This window comes from Trichococcus sp. (assembly GCF_049589555.1).
Taxonomy (GTDB): domain Bacteria; phylum Bacillota; class Bacilli; order Lactobacillales; family Aerococcaceae; genus Trichococcus.
In genome coordinates, this window is record NZ_JBAWAZ010000330.1 from 1 (window position 1) to 4738 (window position 4738).

Sequence of the window (4738 nt, forward strand, 5' to 3'; positions counted from 1 at the left end):
TATTCACTCCGCTGCTCGTTGAACTCCTTCGTCACCCGCCAGGCCTTCTCCATAAAGGCATCCGCATAACAGCCGAGATCCAGCAAAGCGCGCTTATTTGGGAAATGATTGCGCGGAAGCCCGTTCAGCGAAAGGTTCGTCAAGCCGATATGCAATTGATGGGAAAACGTGCCCTCTTTTTGCCTTTCCGCATGTTTCACGCCCGGATTGAACAGCATGACGGTGCCGGTTCCCAAGTCCTGACGAATTCCGTCCACCAAATAATCAGCTTCCCCTTCCAGCAGGATGCTGATTTCCAGAAAGTTGTGGCTGTGCGTTTTGGAATAGTTTCCGGCTTCACTCAGTGGATCGAAAGCATACAGAATTTCAGGGTTGAATGTTTGAACGTGTGTATAGGCCATCGCAAAAGTCCTTTCTGTTGAATACCCTTATATTGTACAGGAATCTGACGAAGAAAAGCCATTCTCATTCCTCGAAAAAGCAGTAACCTGTTAACATACACTTTTTTTGAGGAGGACTGTCTTATGAATCATTATCAATGGATTTGGCGCTACACACGGGCGTACAAATCCAAAGGCTTACTGGCTTTATTTTTTGTTTTCCTGAATGCCCTCCTGATCATCGTCAATCCTCTCTTGGCGGGAGAATTGGTCGATAAAGTCATCGATGGTGGGCAGGATGATTTGTTGGTGCCGATTTTGGATCTGATGATCGGCATCACGCTCTTTCGGACGACCATCCGCTATAGCTATCAGATGTTGTTCGAGCGGATCGGCCAAAATTCCCTATTCGTGCTGCGACAGGACATGTACCGGAAACTGCAGGAGCTGGATTTCGACTTCTTCAACCACACCCGGGTCGGGGACATCATGGCCCGGATGACCGGTGATACCGACGCCATCCGTCATTTCGTTTCCTGGGTCACCTACAATATCCTGGAGAGCATCCTCTGGTTCGTGATGGCTGTCGCGGTCATGGGCACAATCCACTTTCCGCTGATGCTGTCATTGGTGGCGGTCACGCCGATCATCTTCATCCTGACGCAAAAGATGTCCCGGAAGGCCTTCCCGCTGTTTTTCCAGATCAGGGAAAGCTTCTCCCGGCTGAATTCGATGGTGGAAGAAAACATCGGCGGCAACCGAATCGTCAAAGCGTTCGCGAGGGAAGACCATGAAATCGAAAAATTCACGAAGCACAACGAGGACTTCAAGCGCCGCAACCTGGATTCCGCCACCGTATCCCGCACGTATCTCCCTTGGCTCGACGGCTTCGCCGGGACACTGAACGCGATTGCTTTGGTGCTCGGCGGTCTGTATGTCATCCGCGGGGAAATGTCGATGGGGGATCTGGTCGCCTTCAATGGATTCCTCTGGATGCTGAACATGCCGATGCGCATGAGCGGTTGGCTTATCAATGATGTGCAGCGTTTCTCCGCTGCCTGCATCAAAATCCGCGACATGCTGGACACGGAGGCGCGGATTCCGGTCACGGCTGCCGAGGAGCACCTCCGGATCAAGGGGAACGTCACGTTCGACGACGTCTCCTTCGCCTTCTCCGATGACCCCGGAACGGATATCCTGTCGCATGTCTCCTTTACGGTCGGTCCCGGACAGACGTTGGGGATCTTGGGCGAAACCGGATCAGGTAAGACAACGCTCGTCAATCTGGTGGGAAGATTCTACGATCCCACTTCGGGAACCGTCCTGATCGACGGCAAAAATGCCAAGGACTATCCGGTCCGCCAGTTGCGGGAAAACATCGCCATGGTCATGCAGGACGTCTTCCTGTTTTCCGATACGATCGAGGACAACATCGCTTTCGGCAATCCGCAGGTGGATCACTCCTATATCCAGCAGATGGCCCGGATTGCCGATGCGGACGGCTTCATCACCAGCATGCCCCAAGGATACGCCACTGTCGTCGGTGAACGCGGAGTGGGCTTGTCGGGTGGGCAAAAGCAACGCATTTCCTTGGCCCGGGCATTGGCGAAGGATCCGGCTATCCTGATTTTGGATGACACCACTTCCGCAGTCGACATGGAAACCGAATCGAAGATCCAGCAGGAATTGCTCGGCTTGACGGAAAACAAAACGACCTTCATCATCGCCCACCGAATTTCGTCGGTAAGGGATGCGGATCTGATCCTGATGATGGAAAAAGGCAAGGTGGTCGAACAAGGAACCCATGCGGAATTGTTGGCGGAGCGCGGCAAATACTATGACGTTTACTGCAAACAACTCGGATTGACGGGAGGCGAAACCAATGGCACGCAATACATATGATGTCGATGAAAGTTTGGAGCAAGAATTCAATTGGGGGCACTACCGGCGCTTGGCCGGCTACATCAAGCCCTACAAAAAACCAATTTCAAAAATATTAGCTGTCATCATTCTGGCAAACATCGCCGGAATGGCAGGCCCTTATTTCACAAAGATTGCAATCGATGACCTGATACCCGCAGGAAACGCGCCACAGTTGCTGGGACTGGGCGGACTCTTCATCCTTTCACTTGTGCTGATCGGCGGGTGCATGCGCTATCGGATCTACGCCATCACCGAAGTCGGCCAGGATATTCTGAAGGACATGCGTTACGATATTTTTGCGCATCTGCAGCGCTTGCCGTTCGCTTACTTCGACAACCGGCCCCACGGCAAGATCCTGATCCGCGTAGTCAATTACATCAATACACTGAGCGACCTGCTGAGCAACGGTCTCATCAATTTGATATCCGACCTTTTCAACGTAGTGATCACATTAGGCTTCATGCTCCTCATCGATGTGCGCTTGACCTTATATAGTATGGCATTGCTGCCGGTACTGTTCGGATTGGTGCTGTTCATCAAGAAGCGTCAGCGGATAGCCTTTCAGATATTGAGCAACAAACAGTCCAATCTCAACGCGTATATTCACGAAAGCATTTCGGGCATCAAAATCACCCAATCGTTTGCCCGCGAACAGGTCAATTATGACATCTTCAATGCAGTCAGCGAGGAATACCGGACTTCCTGGATGAAAGCCGTCAAAATCCAATTCCTGATGTGGCCGGGGGTACTGAACATTTCGGTCCTGACGACCTGCCTGATCTATTTTGTGGGCATCCGCCAGATCGGCGTATCCGTGTCAACAGGGACACTGATCGCCTTCATCGGCTACATCAACAATTTCTGGAATCCCGTCATCAATATCGGCAACTTCTATAATTCCTTGATCACAGCGACTGCCTATCTGGAACGCATTTTCGAGACATTGGATGAGGTGCCTTCCATTCAGGATGCGCCGAATGCCTACGAATTGCCATCGGTCTCAGGAGCAGTGGACTTCGAGGACGTCACCTTCCGCTATGAGGACGGCAAAGATATTCTGCATAAGGTCAACTTCCACATCGAACCGGGTCAGAGCATCGCTTTGGTCGGGCCGACCGGAGCGGGCAAGACAACGATCATCAACCTGTTGACCCGCTTCTACGACATCAACGAAGGCAGCGTCAAGATCGATGGACATGACGTCCGCGAAGTAACGCTCCATTCCTTGCGCAGCCAGATGGGCGTCATGCTTCAGGATACCTTCATCTTTTCCGGTACGATCCTGGAAAATATCCGCTACGGAAAGCTTGATGCTACCGAAGAGGAAGTGATCGCAGCCGCGAAGGTTGTGCGCGCACACGACTTCATCCAACACCTGAAGGACGGCTACCATACCGTCGTGGAGGAGCGCGGCAGCACCCTTTCGGCTGGCCAACGGCAATTGCTCTCCTTTGCGCGGGCACTGCTTGCCGATCCGAAGATCCTGATTCTCGATGAAGCGACCGCCAGCATCGACACCCGGACCGAGGAGCTACTGCAGGAAGGTCTCCAGAAACTTCTGAAAGATCGGACTTCCTTCATCATTGCTCACCGGCTGTCAACAATCAAAAACAGCTCCCAGATCTTCTACGTGGCAGGCGGCAACATCGCCGAAGCAGGCACCCATGAAGAGCTGATGGCCCAAAAAGGCTTGTATCACCATCTCTACCAATCCCAATACGACCTGTTGCAAGCCGTGTAAAGAACTGAAGCTGTCCCGTTTGGGGCAGCTTATTTGTTTATCAAAGTCAGGATATATCCGAAAAAGATGCGCTGCCGACCATTGGAGCAACTGCTCCAATGGCGGAAACGCATCTTTTGATATTTAAATGGAATCTCTTACGTTAGTCCGCTTTGTTTGCGATCAGTTCTTTGGCTACTCTCGCACCTTCCAAAGCTTCCCATTTCCATTCCATGACTTCCGGAATGTCATCACCGTTCTCGCGGATGAAGCGGTGATGGAAATCCACCGTTTCCGTCATCCGTTGCGAGAAGGTTGCTGCTTCTTCGCCATAGACGGCGTTGGCCGCATCCTGCGCCAAGTGGAAACGGTCCATCTCAGACAATACGCGCATGTCGAACGGTGTCGTGATGTCCCCGTTCTCACGGTAGCCGTGGATGTGCAGGTTATGGTTGTGGCGATCAAAGAAGATGTCACGGATCAAACCTTCAAAACCATGGAAGGCAAAGACGATCGGTTTGTCCGCCGTGAAATAGGCGTCGAATGCCTCGTCGCTCAAGCCGCGCGGATCCACGTCCGGATGGCGCAGTTTCAACAGGTCGACAATGTTGATGAAACGGATCTTCAGATCCGGGAACTGCTTGTGCAGGATTGTGACTGCGGCAAGTGCCTCCAGGTTCGGTTCCGTTCCCGCTGCTGCGATCACGACATCCGG

3 protein-coding genes and 1 pseudogene are annotated in these 4738 nt (G+C 52.3%); 2 read left to right on the forward strand and 2 right to left on the reverse strand.

Annotated elements, in window-relative coordinates; all coding sequences use genetic code 11:
• Window positions 1-401 (reverse strand): cupin domain-containing protein (locus tag WBV27_RS11490; protein ID WP_424202190.1); only part of this gene is annotated, 401 nt, incomplete at its 3' end.
• 123 nt (window positions 402-524) lie between these two features.
• Here WBV27_RS11490 and WBV27_RS11495 point away from each other — a divergent pair.
• Window positions 525-2282: an ABC transporter ATP-binding protein gene (locus WBV27_RS11495; RefSeq protein WP_424202192.1), complete on the forward strand. Its 1758-nt coding sequence runs from the start codon at window positions 525-527 to the stop codon at window positions 2280-2282.
• Window positions 2263-4044 (forward strand): ABC transporter ATP-binding protein, encoded by a 1782-nt coding sequence (locus WBV27_RS11500; RefSeq protein ID WP_424202194.1) that lies wholly within the window; start codon window positions 2263-2265, stop codon window positions 4042-4044. Before WBV27_RS11495 ends, WBV27_RS11500 begins: the two co-directional genes overlap by 20 nt.
• A 142-nt stretch (window positions 4045-4186) precedes the next feature.
• Here WBV27_RS11500 and WBV27_RS11505 read toward each other — a convergent pair.
• Window positions 4187-4738, reverse strand: a pseudogene (locus WBV27_RS11505) (phosphoketolase); the annotation flags it as partial.

Excerpts from the sequence above, each read along its gene's own strand:
- WBV27_RS11495 (WP_424202192.1), top strand. The coding sequence starts at position 525 with ATGAATCATTATCAATGGATTTGGCGCTACACACGGGCGTACAAATCC.
- WBV27_RS11500 (WP_424202194.1), top strand. The coding sequence starts at position 2,263 with ATGGCACGCAATACATATGATGTCGATGAAAGTTTGGAGCAAGAATTC.